Raw genomic sequence first — 21,935 nt, 5'->3', positions numbered from 1 at the left:
GCCTCTGTCGACTATGAATTGCTGAGTTTTTACAGTGGTGGACTTTCGAAAGTTATTTTTTAATCACTACTGCGTCTCGACCTTCCAATGATTTAGTTGGGTTTGACTGATTGATGTTGGTTGATGTGGGTCTTGAGCAGGAAGGAAGCTGTTTTATACTGCTTTGCTTCTATGGTGGGGCAGGGCCCCACCCTACCCAACTGCACCTCAAGAGCTTTACCGCACCCTTCGCCTCAAGATGCTACATCCACAGGTAGGGTGGGTCCATGCCCCACCATGAGGATTATGTCGGTGAGCAAATAGTTCACTTTCAGCTCTTCAACCTTATGCGCTGGCTCGCAGAGAGCAGCTCTTCCCGTGTCAATAGCCACGCTGAGCCCTGGATAAAAGTATTCTACTGTTTGAAGTTACTTAAATGGCACTTTTCAATGCCCAGAAATGAAGCATCGGACTACAAGAGAGTGTCTCGTAATCCGATGCAGGGTGCCAACCAATCGGTTGTTCGCGCAAGTCCCTTTGCGTTGGTCTTCTTACATAGTGTCTTTTGCTACGACGTTGGAGAGGTCACTTTCATTTCCAACTGTGTCGTAAGCGGTGATTGCGAAGTAGTAAGTACCGGTTTCCAGATTATCCATAACATGGTTGTTGGCTGTGCTGTCATCCAGATCAACTACTGGTGCGAGGTTGTTTGCAGTTGTACCCATGTAGAGTCTGTAGCCAGAGATATCACTCATGCTCAGTGAGCTACCGTCAGTCCTGGTGGAAGGTGCTACCCAGTTGAGAGTAACGGTTCCGACTGTTGGTGTGGTCTGAGTTGCTTCGACAACCAGTGTCATTGGGCTCAGTGAGGCAGTGTCGGTGCCATCTGATACGCTGATCACGATGTTGTTGTAGCTACCTTCATCAGCTTCCGCAGGTGTGCCGCTCAGGGTTCCGTTGCTGGTATTGAAGCTGGCCCAGCTTGGCAGGTTAGAGATGCTGAAGGTCAATGTGTCGTTGTCGGCATCGGATGCATTAGGTGTGAAGACATAACCGTCGCCTACCAATACACTCTGATCAGGATTGCCGGTGATCACTGGAGCAGTGTTTGCTGCTTCGATGTCATGGATAGTGACAACACTGACATTTGGTGCATTCAGAGTGTAACCACTACTTGGTGCATCAAGATGGACTTCAAAGGTCTCAGCAGGCTCATCAACTGAATCAGTAATGGTGTTGATGCGGATAGTCTTGGAAGATTCACCTTCAAGGAAGTTCAATGGTGTCCAGACGTAGCCTGTGTAGTCCTGAGAGTGTCTTGCTTCGACGCCGTAGGTGCCGTAATTGACAGTTGCGGTGCCAGAGCTGCTGCTGCGGGTAACAGTCAGAGTAACTGCGCTGCCTTCTTCTACATCATAACTGTTGCTTGCGAAGCGGAAGGTGCCGCCTTCTTCTGCAACATCGGCGACGTTGATACCGAAAGGTGCCAGACTGGCTTGGCTGCTGCCGTCAGATACGCTGATAACGATATTTGAGTAGACGCCTGAATCGTTGGAATCAGGTGTGCCGCTGAGTGCGCCGGTGTTGGCGTTGAAGCTTGCCCAGCTAGGTAGATTGCTGACGGAGAAGCTCAAGTCGTCACCATCTGGATCGTTAGCATTAGGCGTAAAGCTATAGGCACTGCCTTCCTGCAGACTGGTTGATGGTGTACCGCTGATGGTGGGCGCCTGGTTGGTATTGGACACTGTAATGCTGAATGCGCTCAGTGAAGCGGTAGCGGTACCGTCAGATACGCTGATGCGGATGTTGCTGGTGGTGCCAGCGTCATTCATGTCTGGTGTGCCACTGAGGGCGCCAGTAGTGTTGTTAAAGCTGGCCCAGGATGGGCGGTTAGCGATTGAGAAGGTGAGGTTGTCGCCGTCTGCATCGTTTGCACTTGGTGTGAATCTGTAGCTGCTGCCTTCTGCTACTGAAGAGGCAGGTGAACCACTGATGGTGGGCGCCCGGTTGGTATCGGAGACTGTAATGCTGAATGCACTCAGTGAAGCAGTGGCTGTACCGTCGGATACGCTGATACGAATGTTGCTGCTAGTGCCGGCATCATTTGCATCTGGTGTGCCGCTGAGGACGCCAGTTGAACTGTTAAGGCTGGCCCAGGATGGGCAGTTAGCAATTGAGAAGGTGAGGTTGTCGCCGTCTGCATCATTGGCGCTGGGTGCAAATCTGTATGCGCTGCCTTCAGCTACAGAAAGAGCAGGTGTGCCGCTGATGGTGGGGGCCTGATTTGTATTGGACACTGTAATGCTGAATGCGCTCAGTGAAGCAGTGGCTGTGCCATCGGATACGCTGATGCGAATGTTGCTGGTGGTGCCGGCATCATCCATCTCAGGGGTGCCGCTAAGCAGGCCGGTGGCGCTGTTGAAGCTTGCCCATGCGGGACGATTTACAATTGAGAAGGTCAGGTCGTCGTTATCAGCATCGTTGGCACTTGGACGGAAGCTGTAGCTTTGTCCCTCTGCAACCTGAGTGTTGGGAGATCCACTGATTACAGGTGCTGTATTCTCTGGTGTTGGCTCCTCAGGAGGATTATTGTCACCAATATTCTCATCTGTGGCGCAATTATCAGGGGCACGATAGACATTTCGTTGTGCTGCAGATGGACCTGACTCAACACGTACTGCACAAGGTATAAATTCAGGGTTGGTCAATTTCATGCGCCATGAGCCTCTGCTGCTGACAGTGGCTCTTGCGAATGGTGTAATTGTTCCAGCGAGATAGGCGTCAACGATTGCGCCAGGTACCCCCTGACCTTTGAATACCAACAGGTCTTTGCTGTCTCTCCATACAGCTCTATCGAAAGATAGTTCCGCAGCTTGAGCTAAGTTGATATCGGTTGAAAAAAGGGCGGGGAATAATACCAGTGGAATAAGTTTACGTGTTGCGTTCATGACCTTGTGACCTCAAAAATGAGTTTCTCCCTAAGATGTTGCTCACTATGGCGGTCGATGGGGGATTTTATGCATACACGAGGTCACAATTTAGGCGGACGGAATTCACACTATTTACGCTTCCTCTCTGCAGTGTGAATTGGCACTAAATTACACTTGATGGGCGTCACAATTTACCCCTCAAGTGGGTCAGGAGCGCTAAAGTTTTCTGGGCACTTTGTTGGTCAATTTGTGTGATACCTTAGTGATAAGCTATGTTTTATTATGTGAACGGTGATTAACAAAAATTGGGCTTTGTTAAGGCGCGGTTCTTTAACAATAAAACAGAAGATATTAGGAGCGGAATCATGGATTGCGACCAAAGAGTGGATGGAATGAAAAGAATTACTCATGTGATTTTGTTGGTTTTCACTGTTTTGATTTTTTCTACCCAAAATGGTTTGGCCTCTTCTTACGAGATCGACACCAAAGGTGGCCATGCTTTCATTCAGTTCAAAATCAGCCATCTGGGTTATAGCTGGTTAGTTGGACGATTCAATCGATTTTCCGGTGAATTTGAGTACGATTCAAAAAATCCCTCAGACTCATCCATCACTGTAGTGATTGAGACAGAGAGTATCGATTCAAATCATGCTGAGCGGGATAAGCATCTAAGGGATGAGGACTTTCTTGATGTGAATCGTTTTCCAGAAGCGCGTTTCGTCAGCCGTTCTTTTACTGAACGGGAGGATGGCTCAGCTCTGCTCGTGGGAGATTTGACCTTAAGAGGTGTCACCCGGTCGATTGAGATTGAAGTGGACCATGTCGGCTCAGGCAGTGACCCCTGGGGAGGGTATCGTCGTGGATTCTATGGCGAGACCAAGTTGATCCTGGCAGATTTCGGTATTACCAAGTATCTCGGCGATGCTTCCAAAGAGATGGAGCTGACACTTGGTATTGAGGGAATCCGCAAAAAATCGAACAAAGCATCCAGAAAGCCTGGAAAATAGCCTAATTAGGCAAAAACTCTCTAATCCATGGTTTACACAACCCATTCAGAGGAGCGTTCACCAACCCAGGTTATCTGATAGCGGATTTTTCGCCAGGGGTTGTCATCATCCAAAAGGCGTATGATCGTGGCTTCCAGTCGCTCACCCTGGTCGAGTAGTTGTGCCAGAGTTCGGTTTTCCCGCTTGGGTACATAGCCCAGATGTTCGTTTTTAAACCATACTGCTACGGCGTAGCGGTCATGTGGGTTGCTCGGTTCACGTTTCAGATGCAGAGACTCTCCGACCTGTAGAAATGGCCATATTGCAGCTGCACGGTGATATTGAAAGCCAGCCAAGGGTGATTGTTGCAGAACAATTTTGCGTCGGCTGGGTATAAAGGTTGTCTTATTATAGATTTGGCGGGCAAGGTGTCGGCCTGGAATCTTGAAGAGTGTGGTGAGTAGTTGGCTCTGTTTCATTCTGAGTGCTCCCGATTGATGAGATTTCCTGAACCCGATTATTCAAGATAGAGAAAATAACATTCTCAGTGGCTCATTTTGTGAGTCCGTAACAAGCAGGTGTTTCATGTTGGAGTACATTTTTTTTGATGAGCGTCCCTGGCAGGAGTTTATCGACTATTTAAGGCAACTGGGATTGGAGGTAAAGTCCGCTGTTGATGAGGATGGCTGGCTGGTCTATGTGTCTGAAGAGCTGGATGACGATATGGATGCGAAGATTGAGGCTCGCTACGATCTCCTGCTGGAGGAGAATGAGAGTCTGGTCGCTGAGCGAGAGGGAGAGGACCATGTACATACTGCCGGCATCAATGTGACATTGATGGATGGCCGGGTCGTACAGGCAGCTATAGATCCGAAGTTGATGAATCGCCTGCTGGAGGTGGTTTCCACAGATGAGCTGGGGGAGTTTGTCAACGCAATAGCTCAGGCGGTGGAAAATGGGGATGAAAGAACCTTGTGTCAGCGCAGAGACTGATTCTCTTGTAGGGCCTTGTCAGTACGCTCTTTGCCCTCCTTGAGCGCCTTTTCAACAGCAATTCTGGCTGCCTTCTTCTTTTCGACCAGCTCGATATACTCCTTAGGGGACTGATTCATGCTGGTTTGAGGTGGATTTTCGCTGACTTGCATGACATAGATCACACCGATGATCACAGCGATTAAAACAGCAAAAAAAGCGGGTCTGGACATGACTTCTCCTGTAACCCAGTAGGTTTCTGGCCTTCTGCAGTCTGATACAATAGATGTTTGGAGATGCTCCGTTCTATGGTCTTTACGGCCTGGCGTACCTCGCTATCCAAACCCTTGATCAGGTATCTGTCAGCCTGCATACCCATGGGTTGTTCGTTCTTCTCTAAGTATGGATCATCCACTATGTAAATGCATGATGGGCCAGTTCCTCTGTTTCGCAATTTCAGCGAGGGTCTGATCCGGATCCACTGCGACTGGATTCTCAACCTGCTCCAGTAGAGGGAGGTCATTATGTGAGTCGCTATAAAACCAGCTGCCATCCAGATTCTGACCAAACTCCTCCAGCCACTCATTCAAGCGACTTACCTTGCCCTCCCGAAAGCTCGGTACGCCAGCAACCTCTCCAGTGTATTGGCCGTCAAGGGTTTCCGGTTCAGTGGCAATCAGATGGTCGATGCCAAACTGTTTGGCGATTGGGGTGGTGACGAAAGAGTTGGTTGCTGTGATGATCAAAAGAGAATCACCAGCCTGGCGGTGCTTGTCTACCAGTTGTTGGGCATTTTCATTAATGATCGGAGAGATTTTCTCCTTCATGAACAGATCTCTCCACTGCCTGAGTTTTTCAGGAGAGTGTTTGCTCAGGGGGTTCAGGGAAAAACGCAAAAATTCATGAATATCCAGTTCACCTGCTTTGTAATCATCATAAAAGCGCTGGTTTTCACGTTCATATATCTCTCCGTCGACGATGCCCTGTTCTACCAGAAAACGACCCCAAAGGTAGTCGGAGTCACCTGCCAGCAAAGTATTGTCCAGATCGAAGATTGCCAATGCCATAGATACTGTCCTGCCTCAATTTACAGAATCTCAGGGTGAGTCAGGGCGTTGCTTGCTGCCAAAACGGAACTTATCCGGGCAGCGGATCGTTGCAACAACCGGTTATTTAAGTCAGGTCCATACCCAGAATCTGCCTATTTTGATTCTTAACCAGTCCGGTTCTGACCTGTTTCTGAGGTTCCCTAAAGAATTATGTGGTGTTTATCCTGGTATTTTACCCGGTTATAGAAAAAAGATGTTAACGGTTTATTTACAGATCATTACTGCTGCTACCGGGGTAGTGTTTATCGAATGTAAAAACGGTTTTATAGCGATTTGGCAGGATAGAGGGCAGAAATTGATGAGTTATCCTGTGCTGGCAATAGAGCAAAAGTCACGTCGGAATCTCCATAATTAGCAAAGGCTTATGTTTATCGCCTTGCTGCTCCAGAGGGATTATGGAAAAATCACACTAATTGAATTTGATATATTGTGGCGGATGAATTGATTGACTCAGACGGTTTTAGACCGAACGTCGGTATCATTTTGTGCAACGAAGATCGTCTCTTGTTCTGGGGGCGACGCGCTGGACAGGATGCCTGGCAGTTCCCCCAGGGGGGGATCAAGCAGGATGAGACTCCAGAGCAGGCTATGTACCGGGAACTGAATGAGGAGGTGGGTCTAAAAGCTGATCAGGTCTCGATAATCGGCGCTACCCGCAGTTGGCTGCGGTACCGTTTACCGGAGCGCTATATTCGCCGACACAGTGAGCCGATCTGTATTGGGCAGAAGCAGATCTGGTTTCTGCTGCGGGTAAACTGCGGAGAGGATGCCTTCTGCCTCGATCATACCGCATCCCCGGAATTCGAGGATTGGCGTTGGGTTAAATATTGGCATCCTGTGCGGGAAGTGATCTACTTCAAACGCAATGTCTATACCAAAGCGCTGGAGGAGTTGGCTCCTTTACTCTATCCAGAGGGCGTACCTGGACGCTCCCTTACCAACTATTTACGACAGAATCGTCGCTGACCCAGCCATAGTCCTTATCCAGGCAGATTAAGCTCTCCAGAGGGCGCCTAGGATCGGAGAATTTTCAAAATAGCGTAAGGATGCCGTTTCATAGCGGTAACATAGGATCATGCTTGATATTCTTCATCGTATCGTCAAAGAGGTTAATGCCGCTTCTGATTTAGAGCAGGCATTGAGCATAATCGTCTATCAGGTGAAGAGAGCCATCGATGCCGATGTCTGTTCCGTATATTTGACTGACTTTGAACGCCGTGATCATGTCTTAAAGGCCACCGAGGGACTATTACCTGATGCCGTGGGTAAGGTAAGACTTCCCTATCATCGTGGATTGATCGGACTGGTATGCGAACGTGCCGAACCCGTCAATCTCGCCGATGCACCAAGTCACAAACGCTATCTTTTTACCAACGAGACCGGTGAAACCTCATATAAGGGATTTCTCGGGGTGCCGATTATCCAGAACCGGCGGGTCTTGGGGGTTTTGGTTGTGCGGCAGATCGAACAGCGCAGCTTTGAAGACAATGAGGTCACTTTTCTATTTACCCTGGCTGCGCAGCTGGCTGGCGCAATAACCCATGCTGCGGCCAGTAGTAACCTGGTCACCCAGAGTGATCTAGCTCCCCCAAAACGATTTCTTCAGGGACGGCCAGGAGCCCCAGGTGTCTCACTCGGGACGGCTGTGGTGGTCTATCCTCCTGCTGATCTGGAGGCGGTGCCTGACAAGCCGGCCAAAGATATTGAGAATGAGGAGGAGGCTTTCAGAACTGCTGTGGCTGCAGTCGTGCAGGATCTGATGGCGATTGAGGATCGTTTTGAAGAGAGTCTGCCTGCCGAGGATCGGGCACTTTTCGATGCCTGGTTGATGATGCTGGGTAGCGATTCCCTGATTGGCAATACGATAAAACTTATCAACCAGGGAAATTGGGCTCCGGGCGCATTACGTGAAACGTTTCAAGAGCATGCCAAGTTATTCGAGAACATGGAGGATATCTATCTCCGTGAACGGGCTTCGGATGTGCTCGATTTGGGGCGGCGGATTCTGATGCATCTACAGCAGAAGGTAAACACGCTTGAGGAGTATCCTGAAAATACCATTTTGGTCGGGGAGGAGGTCAGCGCGATGCAACTTGCTGAGGTGCCCAGGGATCGACTGGCTGGGGTGGTATCTGCCAGAGGGGCAAGCTTTTCCCATTTGGCAATTCTGGCCAGAGCGATGGAAGTACCCGCTGTAATGGGGCTCAGTAACCTGCCGGTGAGCCGTATGGATGGACGTTTTCTGATCCTTGATGGATATCTGGGGCGGATCTATGTCTCTCCGGCCCCTTCGGTTATCGAAGAGTACCGTCGCTTAGCCATTGAGGACCAGGCGCTCTTCCAGGAACTGCAGGCAGACAAGGATCTGCCCTGTGAAACAACAGATGGCAGAAGAATTCCACTCCATCTCAATACCGGATTACTCTCCGAATTAAGCAGTCATGGTGCTGAAGAGTCGGAGGGGGTTGGACTCTATCGGACAGAGTTGCCATTCATGGTACGCGACAGTTTTCCAGGTGAGGGAGTGCAGGTGGTCAACTATCGCAAAGTGTTGAAGAGCTTTCATCCGCGACCGGTGACCATACGCACCCTGGATATCGGTGGTGATAAACCGCTACCCTACTTTCCAGTGGTGGAATCGAATCCCTTTCTGGGGTGGCGTGGAATCCGCATCTCTCTTGATCATCCGGAGATCTTTATTACTCAGGTCCGTGCCATCTTACGAGCCGCTATAGGCCTGAATAACCTGCGGCTGCTGTTGCCAATGATCAGTAACGTGCAGGAGGTCGATGACGCCATGCTGCTGATACAGCGAGCGCATGATGAGCTGCTTGAGGAGGGTTTTGAGGTGGAAATGCCTCAGGTTGGGGTGATGATCGAGGTGCCGGCGGCGGTCTACCAGGTAGAGACATTTGCACAGCGCATCGATTTTCTTTCAGTCGGTACCAATGACCTTACCCAGTATCTGCTCGCAGTTGATCGAAACAATAGCCATGTGGCGGATATCTACAATGATCTTCATCCTGCGGTGTTGCGAGCGCTGATACAGATAATTGATGGTGCCAGCAAATATGGCAAAGAGGTGAGTGTATGTGGTGAGCTGGCAGGGAATCCGGCTGGGGCAGTATTGCTTTTGGGGATGGGGGTGGACAGTCTGAGTATGAATGGCGGAAGTCTGTTAAGGGTTAAATGGGTGCTAAGATCTTTCTCCAGTTCCAGGGCAAGGGAGTTGCTGCAGACAGCGCTGCGTTGCGAACATGCGGGGGAGGTGACAAACTTGTTGGCAAATGCACTTGAGGAGATGGGCTTGGGCGGATTGATGCGTGCTGGCAGATAACAACGAATAATAGTGATCTGAGGAGAATTTCCGCAACCCTTGCAAGCAGGTAGTCATATACTTCTGACATTATGATTTTTAAAGAGAGGCCATCTCACTGCGACTGAACACGACATAGTTAGTCGCCGGGTTAATAAGATGAAACAGCGAATTGGATTGACCGGCCTGGAGTGGTTGAAGCAATTTTTACTCATCTTTCTGCCTTTTGCAGCAACCCTTGCAATTGCAGCCTATCTACACTACTACACCATTTCCGAAACAGATCGTGTGACGCTTAAGTCTAACGAGTTATTAAATGTGGGGCTTACCCGCAGTATCTTGAATCGCGATCTTTCCAATGTAATCTCTGATCTTATCTTTCTTGCCAGTTATATTGAACGTCAAAGCATTGATAGCTCCAGTCGTCTGCGGAAAAGGCAGGTCGAGCAACTCTTCTACACCTTTATTCGTGAGAAAAGACTCTATGATCAGGTGCGCTTTATCGACAATCAGGGCCTGGAGAAAGTACGGGTCAATTTTTCAAATGGAAATCCAATACTGGTTGCAGACGAGTCACTACAGGATAAGTCAGGACGTTACTATTTTTTAGATGCCATGGCACTTAGCCCAGGGGGTATCTATATCTCTCCTCTAGATCTGAATATTGAAGAGGGAGCTATTGAGCAGCCATTGAAGCCGGTGATGCGTTTTGCCGTGCCTATTTTTGTCGATAATGAGCAGATTCAGGGGATCCTTGTACTCAATTATCTGGGTGATCGCTTGTTGAGCGACTTCGCCAGAGCAGGCGCAAACATCGCTGACCACATCCATTTGCTGAATAAGGACGGATACTGGCTGAATAGCCCAAGAGCTAGTGATGAGTGGGGTTTTATGTTACCCCACAACAAAAACTTTTCGGACCTCTATCCGAGTACCTGGGCGCATGTCAGCAGTTCTGTATCAGGTCAGGTGGTGACCGATGAGGGGTTGATTACTTATGAAACTGTAACCCCGAGAACGGTAGCCTCTCAAATTATGCATGGCTCCGAGAGTCAACAGCTCAGCATGCCGTTGGATGAATTGCGCTGGAAGGTTGTCTCCAGGGTTCCCCTTAAGCGTTTTGCACCGGGCTTTTGGGGTTTTATCAAACAGCATATTCCCCTCTATTTTATAATTACTGTGGTGCTTCTGTTTGGTTCCTGGTTATTGGCCTCTGCCAATCTACGTCATCGGTATGCTCAGCGGCAGAGTGAATATGAGCGTCGCTTTCGGCGAACCCTGGAAGATATGCAACTGGCTGCAATAACCCTTGATAATGAGTATCGGCTTGTGTTCTGCAATGACTATTTTCTGAAAATGACCGGATGGTCACGACAGGATGTATTGCATGATGAGTGGATTGAACGTTTTGTAAGAGTTGAACACAGGCAGCGATTTCTTCAGACCCTGAAGCGTCTTCGGAGTGAGCAGACTGAACTTCGTGATATAGAAGTGGATGTGGTTATGAAGTATGGCGGCCATCGACGCATCGCCTGGCACCAAACCCCGTCAACCGATTCAGGAGGAAGGATTATCGGTGTTACAGCAATAGGAGAGGATGTAACAGAACGGCGTAAAGCAGAGGAGAAAGTACGCATGCTCTCCCATGCTGTGGAGCAGAGTCCAAGTATCGTGATGTTGACTGATCGTTATGGACAGATCGAGTATGTGAATCCCAAGTTTTCACAAGTTACCGGCTATTCTGCTGGTGAAGTTGTCGGCAAAAAGACCAATATACTCAAATCAGGTGAAACCGATGGGGATCAGTATCAGCAATTGTGGCAAACCGTATTGAACGGGAAAGAGTGGCGTGGAGAGTTTCATAATCGTAGAAAGAACGGCGAGCTCTATTGGGAGTCGGCTTCGATTTCATCATTAAAAAACTCCAAGGGAGAAATCACCAATTTTGTTGCGGTTAAAGAAGATATAACTGAACATAAGCGCCTCGAGCGTGAAGTCGAATTGCAGCATCAGGAGTTGGTTCGGACTCAGGCATTGACGGTTCTCGGACAGATGGCAAGTATGATTGCCCATGACTTAAGGAACCCATTGTCTTCGGTCAAGATGTGTATGCAGTTGCTTGGTAAGCAATCCTCCAATGATGAGAAGGAGTTGTCCACCATTGGTCTTGATCAGATCCGTTACATGGAGAATATCCTCACCGATATGTTGACCTTCGCCAGGCCTGAGGCAGTTAATGTTGAGTGGATAAACATTGAAAAGTTGGTGGATGCGACATTGATCAGTTTGCATAAACGTATTGAAGAGGCGCAAGCTACGATACAAGTGGATTATCAATCAGGTCTGCCCGCCCTGCCTGGAGATGCAAATAAGCTACGCCAACTCTTTTCCAACCTGATTGTTAACGCCTTACAGGCGAGTGAGAGCAGTGCCAATGGTTCCAGCGATATCCGTATCAAAGTGTTTCATGTGATGGGCGAAACGGGTAGCGCGATAGAGGTGTCGGTGTGTGACAACGGCATCGGCATACCCGCTCAAGATAGAGAGAAACTGTTTGAACCTTTTTATACAACGCGCACCAAGGGAACAGGTCTGGGCCTGGCTATAGTCAAACAGATCATTGAACAGCATCAAGGGGCAGTTGAATTGGTGCCTAGTGAGGTGAAAGGTAGCTGTGCCATTGTAACCCTTCCAACAACGCCCAGAGATGAAGAGCAGTTGCACTGAAACGGTCTTGTGTTGATGCCCGACTGAGCGGAATGCCGTACTGAATTGTCGGGACATCAAGGGGCACTTGGTCAGCGTCGTCGTTTTTGACTGCTCATTGGACAGTCATGGGCTGAATCCATTAGGCTACTATTAACCCGGCGACTAAGTATGTCGTCTTCAGGGTTTCAAGCCTGCCCTTGATCAAGGCGCGGCTCGCGCCCCGCAGGAAGTGCCCTTGGGGTGTAGGCAATGGTTGTACCCTTGTCAAGAGCCGTAACACCGAGCAAGGGCAGGCTTGAAACCCCTAACAATATGATTTTTAGAAGACAGGCCGAAGACAACATACTTAGTCGCCGGGTTAATAACATGATAGTTTTGACCGTTGTGCCAATAATGTCATTTGATGCAGGTTTAATTATTGCCGATTGACAGGTTTCCATCACCACTTGTGTGAATAACCGAGTAGATCATTTTTAATCATGACCAAAATTCTTCTCGTTGATGACGATATTGCGAGCTGTCGTACCTTGCAACTGCATCTCTCCGGACAAGGGCATGAGGTGGCTATGGCTCATAGTGTCAATGAGGGCCTGCAGCTATCAACGACATTCAAGCCTGATCTGGTAGTGCTTGATATACGCATGCCAGGAAAATCGGGTTTGGAAGGATTACCTGAGTTCAAGTCGGCTCTGCCCGGGGTTCGGGTGATCATGATTACAGCTTTTCATGATATGGAAAGCACAATCGAGGCAATGCAAAAAGGTGCTGATGACTACATCCATAAACCGATAGATATCGATGAGTTTGATGGTGCAGTCGAAAAGATGCTGAAAAGTGGTGAAGGGGAACTGGTTGACACAGACAACCACAACTTCTCTTCTCTCTCCATGGTTGGTCACTCCCGGGCGATGAAGGAGATCTTCAAAACCATCGGGATGGTGGCCAAAAGTCCAGCCACTGTCCTTATTACTGGAGAATCAGGCACTGGTAAGGAGTTGGTGGCCAGGGCAATACACCGCAGCAGCCAGAATCCTGATGGTCCGTTTGTGGTGGTGAACTGTGCGGCGATTGTGGAAACTCTACTTGAATCAGATATGTTCGGCCATGAGAAAGGGGCATTCACCGGTGCAGTTTCAAAGCAAGTCGGCAAATTCACCCTTGCAATGAATGGCACCATCTTTCTCGATGAAGTGGGGGAGCTGTCACCGATTATGCAGGCCAAGCTACTGAGGGTGATACAGCACAAAGAGTTCACACCACTGGGTGCTGAAGAGAGTAAAATTACTAACTCACGGATCATCGCTGCGACCAATGTCAATCTTGCTCAGCAGGTTTCTCATGGTGCGTTTCGAGAGGATCTATTCTATCGTCTGCAAGTAGTAAATATACACATTCCACCACTGCGGGAGAGAAAAGAGGATATTATGGGTCTGGTTCAGGCCTTGCTCGCACGCATCAATATCGAGCTAAACCGTAAGGTGGTTAGAATTAGATCCGATGCCCTGGATGCACTACAGAACTATCATTGGCCTGGTAATGTCCGGGAGTTAGAGAATGCTCTGATGAAGGCTGTCGCACTGTGTCCGGCAGATACGCTCACTCTTGATCTATTTCCGCTGGAGATCACAGGGGCTGATAACGGAATGGAAGAGGCGCATCACGATGCTGTTGCTCCGGTCAGTCTTCAAGCGATGGAAAAAGCTCATGTGCTTCGAGTTTTAGAGCTGGTCGGGTGGCACAAGGGACAGGCTTGCGAACTCCTGGAAATATCCCGGCCTCGTCTCAGGCGTATGATACAACAGTATGAATTAGAGCCGCCGCCCGGTTTTGTTTCTGATAAGGAGAATAGTGATTAGGTGCTGCTCTTTTGTAGAGCGCCAACGTACGCCGGGTCTGATCTCAATCTATCTTCAGCGGTAGCGCTAATTGAACAAAATCTGATTTTCCAGCAGTCCATATGCTGAGCGCATGGACTGCTGGAGGCGGGTGATATCTGTCTGGATGACGGCTTTAGAGGGTGCCCCAGGAGTTACGCCGCCGTTGAAATCTGAGGTGGGGAAGAATCAGACCGATAAGAATGCCTGCGATGATTACCCCAGCACCGATCAGAAACCATTCGCGGGTGGCTTCATTGCTCAGGTCGCGATTGTCCTGCTTCAGTTCTTCAACCTCACGGGTCAGTGAGGCGACCTGTTTGACCAACTCATTACGTTCATTGGAGATACGGATGGCATTCGATGCTGTTCGCTGGATACTTTGCAGCTCTTGTTCCTGCTTATCCTTTATTGTCTGCAGACTCTTGTGAGAAGAGAGCAGCTCACGATGCTTTTTCTGTAGGTTCACCAGTTTGCTTCGCAGTTCTCCTGGTGCAGCTTTGAGTTCGTCAATCTCTGTTCGCAGTGTAGAGAGCTGGGTGCGGGCACTGGGCTCTTTCATCAGCTGTCGGGTAAGAACGAACCCCTGAAGGGAGCCAGCACGAATTTTTGTATATCCGGATTCCTTGTTGGTGGAGATGACTTCCACAGCGGTGCCGCTTTTAAGGGTCTTCGTAATACGGTGTGAAATACTCTCCCCGGCACGCATATTGATCTTAAAAATATCTGTAACGTAGAGCGTCTTTGCCTGAGCTGAAATCGGCAACAGGAGTAGCAGTAGGAGCAGAGCTGAGAATTTCTTCATGACAGTATCTGAGTTCTCTTTGACGAAAAGAGGCCATTGTACAACTGAAACTTTCCATTGTTGCCAATTAGGCCACAGAATGTTGGGAAAATGTGGATCATGCACACCAGCGAGGCATCTGTAAACCGTTCATTCCAAATGGTGGACGCTAGCGTTTGAAGGATAATATAGCAGCTCCAGCGTTATCGTCCGAGAAGCAGGAACTCCATCAGGGCCTTTTGCGAGTGGAGGCGATTTTCAGCCTCGTCCCAAACGACGCACTCCGGGGTGTCGATAACGGAAGCGGTTACCTCTTCACCACGATGGGCCGGAAGGCAGTGGAAAAAGAGTGCATCACTGGCAGCTTGAGCCATTAGCTCATCGTTGACCTGGTATTTTGAGAAGGCCTTTTCCCGTAGCGCCTGCTCCTCTTCCTGCCCCATGCTGGCCCAGACGTCAGTTACCACTAGATCTGAGCCTGTCGCTGCCTCCAGGGGCTCACGAATGATTCTTGCCCTTTCACCAGCAGCCTGCAGAATTTCAGGATCCGGGTCATAGCCTTCCGGGCAAGCGATGTTCAGATTGAAATTGTACTGTCTGGCGGCATTGATATAGGAGTGGCACATATTGTTGCCATCGCCAATCCAGGTTACGGTCTTGCCTTCGATATCGCCACGATGTTCGGAATAGGTCTGCATATCGGCCAGTAGCTGGCAGGGGTGATAACGATCGGTTAAAGCATTGATTACAGGCACTTGGGAGTGAGCGGCAAAGCGCTCCAGTTTCTCCTGTTCGAAGGTGCGGATCATGATGATATCGAGCATTCGGGAGAGTACCTTGGCGCTGTCCTCAATCGGTTCACCGCGGCCAAGTTGGGTGTCGCGGGGTGAAAGAAAGAGGGCGTGACCGCCCAGTTGTGACATACCCACTTCGAAAGAGACTCGTGTGCGTGTAGATGACTTCTCAAATACCATGCCCAGGTTTTTGCCTTTCAGAGGCGTATGAATCTCTCCACGATGCTGCATACGCTTCAATTCGGTGGCGCGACGAATCAAGGCTCGAAGTTCGTCGCTGGTGAAATCGAGAAGGGAAAGAAAGTGCCTGGTCATACTCATCTGCCTTTAGGATTGGTTATCTGAGAAAATCAGCAACCAGGGTGCTGACTTTTTCGATAATCTCTTCACACTCTTCATCACTGATAATCAGTGGTGGTAGAAGACGAATTACATTGCCCGCGGTTACATTGATGAGCAGGCCCATGTTGAGGGCGCTACTGACCAGTTCGCCACAAGGGCGATCCAGTTCAATACCGATTATCAGGCCCTTGCTGCGGATGGTCACGACCCCGGACAAGTCGCCCAGTTCAGATTCAAATCCTCTCTGGAGATGCTGGCCTAATTGAGCCGCCCTCTCAGAGAGATTCTGTGATTCCATAACATCAAGTACTGACATTGCGACACGGCAGGCCAATGGATTACCGCCGAAAGTCGAACCGTGATTTCCAGGCGCTAAAACTTCGGCTGCTGCTCCCCTTGCCAGGCAGGCGCCGATTGGCATGCCATTGCCCAATCCTTTGGCCAGAGTCATCACATCGGGCAAACTATTCTCATGTTGGTGAGCAAATAGTTTTCCAGTGCGGCCAATGCCTGTCTGGATTTCGTCGAGCATCATCAGCCACTGGTGTTGATCGCAAATTTCACGAATACGTTTCAGGTAGTCAGGGGCTGGGATGTTGACGCCGCCTTCACCCTGGACAGGCTCAACGAGCACTGCAACAACATTGTTGTGGTGCTTGGCTATTTCAGTGATCGCTTCAATATCGTCGTAGGGTACCCTTACAAAGCCCTGAACCAGGGGTTCAAAACCAGCCTGAACCTTGCGACTGCCTGTGGCAGACAGGGTTGCCAGGGTTCGACCATGAAAACTCTGTTCCATGACGATAATTGCGGGATTTTTTATCTCTTTTTTGTTGCCGTATAGCCGAGCAATCTTAATTGCAGCCTCATTCGCCTCAGCTCCTGAATTCGCAAAGAAGGCTCGCTCCATGCTGGCGAGAGAACAGAGTCGAGCACCAAGTTTTTCCTGCAGTGGTATTCTGTAGAGATTGGATGTATGCAGAAGCGTGTTAGCCTGATCGCACAGCGCCTTTGCTATTTCGGGGTGGGCATGACCAAGACCGCAGACTGCAACGCCAGTAACCGCATCAAGGTATTTGTTTTCTTCGCTATCCCACAGCCAAGCGCCTTCGCCGCGCTCAAAAGCGACGGGCAAGCGTAGATAGGTTGTCATTAGAGAGTCGGCCATCCGCAACCCCATAAACAAAAAAGCATCCTAAAAAGGACGCTGGTCTGAAAAAAGCCCAATTTTTTCTAAAGAATAGGGCCGATAATTTTCGCCTGATTGACGGGCAATCAGCAAGTATACCTTGTAATGACGAATTTTCAAAGTACTGGGATTTTCTGCCAGTTCGGTTTTGATATAGGGTTGCCCTTAATTTTTTAATTATCCACCTCGGTTAACCCATATTCCTCAGTTGACCGCTGATATCTTGCGTAATGCTATGATATGCCATATCAGCCTGAAAAGTTTTTTTGTTCAGACTTATGTGTAGGTAGATGGAGTATCGCTAGATGTCAATTGCGCTGAGTTTACACTTACTGGGTGTCATTATCTGGGTTGGGGGGATGTTCTTTACCCATGTGGTATTACGTCCAGTTCTGAATAAAGAGTTGGAGCCTCATCACAGACTGCCTCTGTTGCTAAAGATTTTTGACAGTTTTTTTCCATGGGTCTGGGGGGTGGTGATCATAATTCTTGCCAGTGGCTACTGGATGCTGTTTACCCAATATGACGATGGTGCCAGTTTCTGGTTGAATAGCATGACCGTGATTGGCACAGTGATGGCAGCTATCTTTATCTTTATCTACTCCATTCCTTATCCTCAACTTGAAGCTGCTTTAAAGGGTGATGATATGCCCAGGGCGGTTGCGGCGATTTCTCTGATTCGACAATTGATATTGGTGAACCTGGTATTGGGAGTGTTGGTCACTCTGGCTGCTATGTTTGGTAAATATGGAGTGCTTTAAGGGCACAAGCAGTTAATAGAGGTGCCCTTAAGTCCGTGGTGATTTCTGGTTAGTATGCTACCCGTGACCAATTCATATTGGTTTATGGGGCTGCGATCTCTCTTTTATTGTCAGATAGAAGCTATCCACCCAATGCAGACATTGGGCGAATGATAGCGCTTGGAGCTTCAACAAAATGGTGCTTTAAAGGTTTTCTTGAAATTGCCTGGCGGATTGCCTGTTGAATCTCTTGATCTGAGGCGCCATTACGCATCATCGAACCCAGAGGCAGCTTCTCTTCCTGACCCAGGCATAGATGCAGGTCTCCATTCACAGATAGACGCACACGGTTACATGTATCGCAAAAATGTTGTGATTTTGGCGTAATAAAACCGACTACCAATGAGCTGTTATCGACTCGATAGTAGCGAGCTGGGCCACTGCCGTGGAGGGCGGTTGATTGTAAGTCGTAGCGCTTTTTCAGACGCGTTTCAATCTCAGAAAGTGGCATGTATTGTTCAGATGCAGTCCGGCCTGCGTCACCTACAGGCATGGTCTCAATAAAGCGTAAAGTTAAATCTTGTTCGATACAGTAGTCGATCATGGCTTCTACGTCATCATCATTGATGCCTCGCATGATTACCATGTTGACCTTGATGGGCGAGTAACCACAACTCCTGGCGCGTTCAATCCCCTCTAGCACGGGTCGTAGATGACTGCCTGTAATTTCGTGAAATTTATTTTTATTTATAGTGTCCAGACTGATGTTCAATCTAGAGACACCTGCCGCTTTCAAGGGTTTTGCAAACTGGGAGAGTCTTGAGGCATTGGTGCTCAGGGATAACTCATCGATACCGGAGATGTTTGAGATGCGTTGTGCGATTTCTACAACCTCCTTGCGCACCAGAGGTTCGCCGCCCGTTAGCCGAACATGTCTGACACCAAGCAGGGCGAACTGATTAACCAGTCGTTCAATCTCATCACAGTTTAGCCAATCGTTCGGAGTTTCGAATGCTCTGTGGCTGCGGGGAAGGCAATAAAAACAACGGAAATCGCAGCGATCAGTAACAGATAACCGCAGATATTCGATATGTCTTCCATATGAATCGCTTAACATGACTCTTTTCCGGTAGATGGTAGGTAGGGATTCATCCTAGTTTGATTGTGACATTCTGGCAGTTTTTTATCCTTCAACAACCCTCTGATGCTTGAACCACTAAAGGGTATCTTACTCATTAAACGAACACCAGTAACAAAAGATCCGGTGAGCGTTTTCAGGAAAGATAGCGAAAACTTATTCATAGGTTTCTGTTGGATCAAAGCCCTTAGGAAGTGCATGGGCAATACCCTTATGACAATCGATACAGGTTTGTTGAGGCTTCTTTCCATCAACCGCATCCCAGTAGTGTGGGTCGTGTTGATCGGCGCTTCGAGGCGTCTGTTTGTCTAAGTCCATGGAGATGAATTTGTGGCAGTTGCGGCACTCCCTTGAATCGGTTTTTTTCATGGAACGCCAAACATTCTGTGCCAGCTCCAGACGCTTGGCCTCAAATTTTTCTGGGGTATCTATAGTCCCCAGCATCTTATGATAAAGCTCATTGGATGCCTGAATTTTACGCACTATTTTATGCACCCACTCTTTGGGTACATGGCAATCGGGACAGGTGGCCCGTACACCGGTTCTGTTGGTAAAATGAACGGTCTCTTGTAATTCCTGATAAACCGTTTCCTCCATCTCGTGACATGAAATACAGAAGGCTTCGGTATTGGTCATCTCCATTGCGGTATTAAATCCACCCCAGAGCACGATACCGGCAACGATGCCAATGGCGACCAGGAACAAACCACCTTTTTTCTTACTTTCACTCATTATTGCACCAGATTATTTTCGATTACTGCTTAAGGACACCGCTAACCCCGACCTTGAGGATAAGGGTCTGCACTCCAGCTATTTATTACCTTGAAAGTTGTTCTGCACCAGAGGGTCGGCTCCAACCTGGGAGGCATGGCACTGAGTACAGAAATAACGCCGACTTGAAACACTCTTCAAGACTTTGCCATCACGACTCTGGTAGTGGCTGTCACCTACTTTCGGTGCCTTCTCTTTTTCATAGGTCGATTCACTGTGACACTTCATACAACCATTGTTTTTTAGGTTGATGACATACTTGTCTACTTCATGGGGCACCATGGGTGGCTGCAGTTTGTAGCTGCGCTCGATACCGCCTTTGACATTGATAATTTTCATATTGACTGGCTTTTTAGCCATAGCTTCCAGTTTATCGCCCCGTAGCGATTGAACCTCAGCGAATAGTGTTGTCGACAGGAACATCATTGCTATTGCCGCAATGGTTGGGAATGCGATCTTTTTCATACCTTTCTCCATCATCACTCTCATGAACAGAAATTATTTAGTGTGTCGGTCAGACCCGGACACCCCGATTGATTTGATTCACTCGCTTACTCGCGCGAATTTTTTTGACTCGACGACCGCCAAAACTGAAAACCTCTTTTGCACAGATATCGATGCAACGCCCGCAATTGGTACAATCAGAAGAGAGGATTACCGGGCTCAGATCCTTCTTCTCTCCTTTAAGTGCCGGTTTGATTACCTGGGGTTCCGGGCAGACCACATAACACTCCATGCAATCGTTACAAGCCTGTCGCTGAGCTGCGTTTATCTTCAGCAGGCTTCTACTCCCCAGCAAGTTGTAGAAAGCACCTACCGGACAGATGTGACCACACCAGCCATCCTTTGCCAGCAGCAGATCGAACAGAAAGATTCCACCGATCATTAGCCACGCAGCACCCATACCAAATACGATGCCCCGGAACATCATGGAGACCGGATTGACCAGTTCCCAGATGATGCCGCCAGCTGCAACCAGGGGTAGTACCAGGGTCATCCCCAGCATCCAGTAGCGGGTTGAGCGGGAGATCTGGGAGGTTGTTCGAATACCCATCTTGCGTCTCAGCCAAGCGGCCAGGTCAGTGACCATGTTGACCGGACAGACCCAGGAGCAGTAGACCCGGCCACCTACCAGCAGATAGAAGGCCAGTACAATGGCAACACCGATAATGGCAGCAGTCTCAGGCACTACGCCGGAGAGCATGGCTTGTAACAGCACATAGGGGTCGGTCAGGGGCAGGAGATCCAAGGTCAGGCTGGAAGCCAGATTCCCTTTGACGATCCAAATGCCAAGCCAGGGTCCGGTGAGGAACAGAGCCAGAATTCCGAGTTGGCTGAATCGCCGCAGGAGCAGATATTTGTGTGACTTCAGCCAGCCCTTGGCTGCAATAGCGTCATCACCCAATGTTGTCATATCGACCATACTATTTGTCCATAAAGCCGCTATTGAGTGTATCCAGAGGGTTGGAGGAGAATGGGGTCTCCTCAGCCTTCCCATCGATGATCAACCCCTCACCTTGCAGGTCATAACGCACCCCTTCGGGTAGGTTGTAGCGATGCTCGGTATCAGGGGTGACCAAAGCCTTGCCTGCCTCAGCTTTCTCCTGCCATCCCAGGCGGTAGTGCTCGCCTAATGCCCCTTTGGCCAGGTGTGTGGGAAAGATCTTGATTGCCGCTTCTTCCAGGATGCAGGCCCGCTCACAAAGCCCACAACCAGTACAGGCATTGGAGTGCACTACAGGAATGAACAGGGCGTGTTTGCCTGAACGGGTGTTGTGCTGCATATCCAGGCTGATGGCACGGCCGCGGATCGGGCAGACATTGAAGCAGACTTCGCAACGTAGACCATGGAAGGCAATACAGCTCTCCTGATCGATTACCACGGCAAGGCCCATACGAGACTCTTCTATATCTTTCAGCTCATGATCCAGGGCATTGGTCGGGCAGGCCACGACACAGGGGATCTCTTCACACATTTCACAGGGCCCTGTACGGGCGATGAAATAGGGTGTCCCCGTGGCGACTTCGTCACCAACTTCACCGAGAAACAGGATCTCATATGGACAGTCGCGAACACACAGACCGCAGCGGATACAGGCTCCGAGAAACTCCTCTTCCGGCAGGGCGCCAGGAGGGCGTAGGTAGTTCGCCGGCATGGATGAGGCGCGATGGGAGTAGGCTCCCAGCCCCAGTCCAACCAGTCCGACACTACAAGCAGTCTTGAGCATGTTGCCCAGAAACTGTCTGCGGTTGATTTCGTTTTTTGTCTCAGACTCTGACATAACTGCTTGATGGTTGTTGC

20 protein-coding genes are annotated in these 21,935 nt (G+C 49.2%); 7 read left to right on the top strand and 13 right to left on the bottom strand.

The genetic code is table 11. The annotated features are described in order from the left end of the window. Positions 1–530: 530 nt before the first annotated feature. Positions 531–2,927, bottom strand: coding sequence for a putative Ig domain-containing protein (locus AC4IFB_RS04045; protein WP_490779455.1), 2,397 nt, complete (start codon positions 2,925–2,927; stop codon positions 531–533). Between the two features lie 347 nt (positions 2,928–3,274). On the opposite strand from AC4IFB_RS04045, the gene AC4IFB_RS04040 reads away from it, so the two are divergent. Beyond that, positions 3,275–3,916: a YceI family protein gene (locus AC4IFB_RS04040; RefSeq protein WP_490775235.1), complete on the top strand. Its 642-nt coding sequence runs from the start codon at positions 3,275–3,277 to the stop codon at positions 3,914–3,916. A gap of 32 nt (positions 3,917–3,948) precedes the next feature. Here the strand turns inward: AC4IFB_RS04040 and AC4IFB_RS04035 are convergent, their stop codons facing one another. Further along, positions 3,949–4,374: an HIRAN domain-containing protein gene (locus AC4IFB_RS04035; protein ID WP_490775236.1), complete on the bottom strand. Its 426-nt coding sequence runs from the start codon at positions 4,372–4,374 to the stop codon at positions 3,949–3,951. A 106-nt stretch (positions 4,375–4,480) separates the two neighbouring features. Here AC4IFB_RS04035 and AC4IFB_RS04030 point away from each other — a divergent pair, with 106 nt between their 5' ends. Continuing rightward, on the top strand, positions 4,481–4,888 hold the full coding sequence (locus tag AC4IFB_RS04030) for a hypothetical protein (protein WP_490779454.1): 408 nt from the start codon (positions 4,481–4,483) through the stop codon (positions 4,886–4,888). Here the strand turns inward: AC4IFB_RS04030 and AC4IFB_RS04025 are convergent. The 3 genes from AC4IFB_RS04025 to AC4IFB_RS04015 are packed head-to-tail and all read right to left on the bottom strand — an operon-like array spanning position 4,873 to position 5,934. Then, complete coding sequence (locus AC4IFB_RS04025) at positions 4,873–5,100, bottom strand: aldehyde dehydrogenase (protein ID WP_490775238.1); 228 nt, start codon at positions 5,098–5,100, stop codon at positions 4,873–4,875. The genes AC4IFB_RS04030 and AC4IFB_RS04025 overlap by 16 nt on opposite strands. Further along, entirely contained in the window at positions 5,070–5,282 is a 213-nt protein-coding gene (locus AC4IFB_RS04020; RefSeq protein WP_490775239.1) for a hypothetical protein, read from the bottom strand. The genes AC4IFB_RS04025 and AC4IFB_RS04020 overlap by 31 nt, the downstream gene beginning before the upstream one ends. Then, the gene (locus tag AC4IFB_RS04015) at positions 5,275–5,934 is read right to left on the bottom strand and encodes a histidinol-phosphatase (protein WP_490779453.1); all 660 of its coding nucleotides are present in this window, start codon (positions 5,932–5,934) and stop codon (positions 5,275–5,277) included. Before AC4IFB_RS04015 ends, AC4IFB_RS04020 begins: the two co-directional genes overlap by 8 nt. Positions 5,935–6,417: 483 nt before the next feature. Here AC4IFB_RS04015 and AC4IFB_RS04010 point away from each other — a divergent pair, with 483 nt between their 5' ends. From AC4IFB_RS04010 to AC4IFB_RS03995, 4 genes are all read left to right on the top strand, one after another. Then, the gene (locus AC4IFB_RS04010) at positions 6,418–6,942 is read left to right on the top strand and encodes an RNA pyrophosphohydrolase (protein ID WP_490775241.1); all 525 of its coding nucleotides are present in this window, start codon (positions 6,418–6,420) and stop codon (positions 6,940–6,942) included. Positions 6,943–7,051: 109 nt separating this feature from the next. After that, entirely contained in the window at positions 7,052–9,313 is a 2,262-nt protein-coding gene (gene ptsP / locus AC4IFB_RS04005) for a phosphoenolpyruvate--protein phosphotransferase (protein WP_490779452.1), read from the top strand. 138 nt (positions 9,314–9,451) lie between these two features. Further along, the gene (locus tag AC4IFB_RS04000) at positions 9,452–12,019 is read left to right on the top strand and encodes a PAS domain S-box protein (protein ID WP_490775243.1); all 2,568 of its coding nucleotides are present in this window, start codon (positions 9,452–9,454) and stop codon (positions 12,017–12,019) included. Positions 12,020–12,480: 461 nt separating this feature from the next. Further along, positions 12,481–13,857, top strand: a complete 1,377-nt coding sequence (locus AC4IFB_RS03995; RefSeq protein ID WP_490775244.1) for a sigma-54-dependent transcriptional regulator — start codon at positions 12,481–12,483, stop codon at positions 13,855–13,857. Positions 13,858–14,011: 154 nt separating this feature from the next. On the opposite strand, the gene AC4IFB_RS03990 is transcribed toward AC4IFB_RS03995, so the two are convergent. The 3 genes from AC4IFB_RS03990 to AC4IFB_RS03980 all read right to left on the bottom strand — a co-directional run bounded on the left by AC4IFB_RS03990 (position 14,012) and on the right by AC4IFB_RS03980 (position 16,963). Further along, on the bottom strand, positions 14,012–14,680 hold the full coding sequence (locus AC4IFB_RS03990; protein WP_490775245.1) for a TIGR04211 family SH3 domain-containing protein: 669 nt from the start codon (positions 14,678–14,680) through the stop codon (positions 14,012–14,014). Between the two features lie 182 nt (positions 14,681–14,862). After that, complete coding sequence (gene argF, locus AC4IFB_RS03985) at positions 14,863–15,768, bottom strand: ornithine carbamoyltransferase (RefSeq protein ID WP_490775246.1); 906 nt, start codon at positions 15,766–15,768, stop codon at positions 14,863–14,865. A gap of 22 nt (positions 15,769–15,790) precedes the next feature. After that, positions 15,791–16,963 carry an aspartate aminotransferase family protein gene (locus tag AC4IFB_RS03980; protein ID WP_490775247.1) on the bottom strand — a complete coding sequence of 391 codons (1,173 nt, stop codon included), beginning with the start codon at positions 16,961–16,963 and terminating at the stop codon, positions 15,791–15,793. 326 nt (positions 16,964–17,289) lie between these two features. Between AC4IFB_RS03980 and AC4IFB_RS03975 the strand changes: the two genes are divergently transcribed. Beyond that, on the top strand, positions 17,290–17,745 hold the full coding sequence (locus AC4IFB_RS03975) for a DUF4149 domain-containing protein (RefSeq protein WP_490775248.1): 456 nt from the start codon (positions 17,290–17,292) through the stop codon (positions 17,743–17,745). A gap of 121 nt (positions 17,746–17,866) precedes the next feature. Here the strand turns inward: AC4IFB_RS03975 and moaA are convergent, their stop codons facing one another. From moaA to napG, 5 genes are all read right to left on the bottom strand, one after another. Next, on the bottom strand, positions 17,867–18,841 hold the full coding sequence (gene moaA / locus AC4IFB_RS03970) for a GTP 3',8-cyclase MoaA (RefSeq protein WP_490779451.1): 975 nt from the start codon (positions 18,839–18,841) through the stop codon (positions 17,867–17,869). Positions 18,842–19,018: 177 nt separating this feature from the next. Next, positions 19,019–19,594: a NapC/NirT family cytochrome c gene (locus AC4IFB_RS03965; protein WP_490775250.1), complete on the bottom strand. Its 576-nt coding sequence runs from the start codon at positions 19,592–19,594 to the stop codon at positions 19,019–19,021. Positions 19,595–19,672: 78 nt separating this feature from the next. Next, the gene (locus AC4IFB_RS03960; RefSeq protein WP_490775251.1) at positions 19,673–20,098 is read right to left on the bottom strand and encodes a nitrate reductase cytochrome c-type subunit; all 426 of its coding nucleotides are present in this window, start codon (positions 20,096–20,098) and stop codon (positions 19,673–19,675) included. Between the two features lie 49 nt (positions 20,099–20,147). Continuing rightward, positions 20,148–21,056 carry a quinol dehydrogenase ferredoxin subunit NapH gene (gene napH / locus AC4IFB_RS03955; RefSeq protein WP_490779450.1) on the bottom strand — a complete coding sequence of 303 codons (909 nt, stop codon included), beginning with the start codon at positions 21,054–21,056 and terminating at the stop codon, positions 20,148–20,150. A 1-nt stretch (position 21,057) separates the two neighbouring features. After that, positions 21,058–21,915, bottom strand: coding sequence for a ferredoxin-type protein NapG (napG, locus tag AC4IFB_RS03950; protein WP_490775253.1), 858 nt, complete (start codon positions 21,913–21,915; stop codon positions 21,058–21,060). Positions 21,916–21,935 lie beyond the last annotated feature (20 nt).

The organism is Candidatus Thiodiazotropha sp. AKIB8 (genome assembly GCF_058244675.1).
The sequence above is the reverse complement of the archived record's forward strand: the minus strand, read 5'-3'. Positions and strand labels throughout refer to the sequence as shown.